Raw genomic sequence first — 3,312 nt, forward strand, 5'->3', positions numbered from 1 at the left:
GGCGAGGGAGCTTGCTCCCGCTCGAGTGCGAAGCACTCGCAAAAGGTGCTGCCACATGCTTGATGGGAGCACCGCGATTGCAGTTTCGGGTCTGCTACGCAGACCAGCGGGAGCAAGCTCCCTCGCCACAGGTATCAACCACAGTCAGAGGATACGCACGCGCAGCGAGCGGCCTTTGATCTTGCCGTCGTTCAGGCGCTGCACGGCCTGTTTGGCAACTCCGCGCTCCACGGCCACGTAGGCCTGGAAATCGAAAATCGCGATCTTGCCGACCTGAGCGCCCGGAATGCCGGCATCGCCGGTCAATGCACCGAGAATGTCGCCCGGACGCACTTTGTCTTTACGACCGGCGCCAATCACCAGCGTGCTCATCACCGGCAGCAGCGGTGCGCCGCCCTGGGATTTGAGGTTGTCCAGCTGATCCCAGCTCAACGGCGACTTCTGCAGTTGCTCGATGGCCTGGGCGCGGTGCGCTTCGGACGGTGCGACCAGGCTGATCGCGATGCCTTTCTCGCCGGCACGACCGGTACGGCCGACACGGTGAATGTGGATTTCCGAATCACGAGCTAGTTCGACGTTAATCACCATGTCCAGCGCATCGATGTCCAGACCGCGTGCGGCGACGTCGGTGGCTACCAGCACCGAGGTGCTGCGGTTGGCAAACATCGCGAGCACCTGATCGCGATCACGCTGCTCCAGATCACCGTGCAGGCCGACGGCGGAGATGCCTTTTGAGGTCAGGTGATCGACGGTTTCCTGAACCTGCTGCTTGGTGAAGCAGAACGCCACGGTGGACGCCGGACGGTGATGGGCGAGCACCTTGACCACTGCGTCCATACGCTCTTCAGGGGAGATTTCGTAGAAGCGCTGTTCGATCTGCGTGTCGTCGTGGAACGCCTCGGCTTTGACGATCTGCGGGTTGCGCATGAACTTCGAGGCCAGTTGCTTGATGCCCACCGGGTACGTGGCGGAGAACAGCAGGGTCTGCCGACGCTCCGGGCACTGCGCGATGATTTCCTCGATGGAATCGTAGAAACCCATGTCGAGCATGCGGTCGGCTTCGTCGAGGATCAGCGTGTTCAGGCCGTGCAGTATCAGCGAACCCTTGCGCAGGTGCTGCTGAATGCGGCCCGGAGTGCCGACGATGATGTGCGCGCCATGTTCCAGCGAGCCGATCTGCGGACCGAATGACACGCCGCCGCACAAGGTCAGGACCTTGATGTTGTCTTCGGCGCGGGCCAGACGACGGATTTCCTTGGCGACCTGGTCGGCCAGTTCGCGGGTTGGGCAAATGACCAGCGCCTGGCAACCGAAGAAGCGCGGATTGATCGGGTTCAGCAGGCCGATACCGAAGGCAGCCGTCTTGCCGCTGCCGGTCTTGGCCTGAGCGATCAGATCCATCCCTTTGAGGATCACCGGCAAGCTTTGCGCCTGGATCGGCGTCATCTGGGCATAACCGAGGGAGTCGAGGTTAGCCAGCATGGCGGCGGACAGCGGCAAAGTATTAAAAGCGGTGGCGATGGTGGTCACGGGACTGGCCTGCAAAACAAAATGTCGCGCAGTGTATCAGTCCCGCGCTGCTCACCTGCAAATTATGGACGAGCAGTCGTAGCCGCCGACGTGTAGCAGCTGCCGAGGCACGAGGCTGCGTCGGGCTGCGAAGCGGCCCCCGAGGGCGGTCCTGCGGACACGCAACGCAGCCTTCGTTCCTCGGCAGCTGCTACAGGTCAGTGTTCGATATGTTCTTCCGGACGCCTGACGCGCCGTCCGTCTTCCTTCGACAGCTGCGAAAAAATCGTCGCCGCCAGCATCGCCATGATGCCGACCGTCACGAACGTGAGCTGGAACGCGCCCAGTACCGTGTCCACGCCATCATTACCGACTTGCGCCGTGAAGCCGCCGAGCAGGGCGCCGGCACAGGCGACGCCAAGACTCAGCGACAATTGCGCCACCACCGACAACAGGCTGTTGCCGCTGCTGGCGCTGGCGTCATCGAGGTCGATCAGGGTCACGGTGTTCATCGCGGTGAACTGCAAGGAGTTGATCGCGCCGAGCACCGCCAGCATGCCCAGCAATAGCCAATAAGGCGTTTGCGCACTGACCAGGCCCATGCTCGCCAGCATAATGCCCAATGCCAGCGTGTTGCCGGTCAGCACAATGCGGTAACCGAAACGCTCGATCAGCGGGCGCGCCACCGACTTGGCGACCATCGCCGCAGCGGCCAGCGGCAACATGCTCATGCCGGCCTGAGAAGGCGAGTAACCGAGCGCCACTTGCAGCAGCAACGGCACCAGAAACGGCAACGCGCCGCTGCCCAGTCGCGCGAACAGGTTACCGAGGATGCCGACGGCAAATGTCCGGGTCTTGAACAGCGACGGCGCAAACAAGGGATTGTCGATGTGCCCGGCGCGCAGCCAATATGCGGCCAGGCACGCCATACCGGCGAACAGCAGCAACATTACCCGCAAGTGCGGCAGATGCAATTCACCGAGGCCTTCCATGGCGACAGTGATCAACACCATCGCCGCGCCGAACAGCAGGAAACCGATGCCGTCGAAACGGGTGCGTTCCGTGCCGCGCAAGTCGGGAATGAATTTCCACACGGCGTAACAGCCGATCACGCCCACCGGCAGGTTGAGCAGAAAGATCCAGTGCCACGACAGGTATTCAACCATCCAGCCGCCGGTCGTCGGCCCCAGCAATGGGCCGAGCAGACCGGGGATGGTGATGAAACCCATGATCCGCACCAGCTCCGAACGCGGATACGCACGCAGCACCACCAGCCGCCCGACCGGCAGCATCAGTGCGCCGCCCAGGCCTTGAATCACCCGGGCGCCAATCAGCATGCCGAGGCTGCTCGACAACGCGCACAGCAGCGAGCCAATACTGAACAACAGAATGGCACTGAAGAAGATTTTCTTGGTGCCGAAGCGGTCGGCGATCCAGCCCGAGGCGGGGATCAGCAAGGCGACGGTGAGCATGTAGGCGATGATCACGCCCTGCATGCGCAGCGGATCTTCGGCGAGATCGCGGGCCATGGCCGGCAGGGCGGTGTTGAGGATTGTCCCGTCCAGCGATTGCATGAAAAACGCAATGGCGACCACCCAGGGAATCCAGCGCGCGGTGACGGGGTCGAGAGGCAGGCGATTGGGCATGGGACCTCAGTGGGGTTTGGCAGGGATCCATTGTGGCGAGGGGATTTATCCCCGTTGGGCTGCGAAGCGGCCCCAAATTGGCAGACGCGGTTTGACAGACAGGTCGCGTTAGCCGGATTTACGACTGCTGCGCAGCCGAACGGGGATAAATCCCCTC

2 protein-coding genes are annotated in these 3,312 nt (G+C 62.5%); both read right to left on the reverse strand.

Annotated elements, in window-relative coordinates; translation table 11 throughout:
• Positions 1–144: 144 nt before the first annotated feature.
• On the reverse strand, positions 145–1,482 hold the full coding sequence (gene dbpA / locus DU29_RS0125955; RefSeq protein WP_236645656.1) for an ATP-dependent RNA helicase DbpA: 1,338 nt from the start codon (positions 1,480–1,482) through the stop codon (positions 145–147).
• 245 nt (positions 1,483–1,727) lie between these two features.
• Positions 1,728–3,155 (reverse strand): multidrug transporter subunit MdtD, encoded by a 1,428-nt coding sequence (gene mdtD / locus DU29_RS0125960; RefSeq protein WP_028624330.1) that lies wholly within the window; start codon positions 3,153–3,155, stop codon positions 1,728–1,730.
• Between the last annotated feature and the right edge of the window lie 157 nt (positions 3,156–3,312).

This window comes from Pseudomonas sp. Ant30-3, from assembly GCF_000690905.1.
Taxonomy (GTDB): Bacteria; Pseudomonadota; Gammaproteobacteria; order Pseudomonadales; family Pseudomonadaceae; genus Aquipseudomonas.

Excerpts from the sequence above, each read along its gene's own strand:
- dbpA (WP_236645656.1), bottom strand. The coding sequence starts at position 1,482 with ATGCTGGCTAACCTCGACTCCCTCGGTTATGCCCAGATGACGCCGATC.
- mdtD (WP_028624330.1), bottom strand. The coding sequence starts at position 3,155 with ATGCCCAATCGCCTGCCTCTCGACCCCGTCACCGCGCGCTGGATTCCC.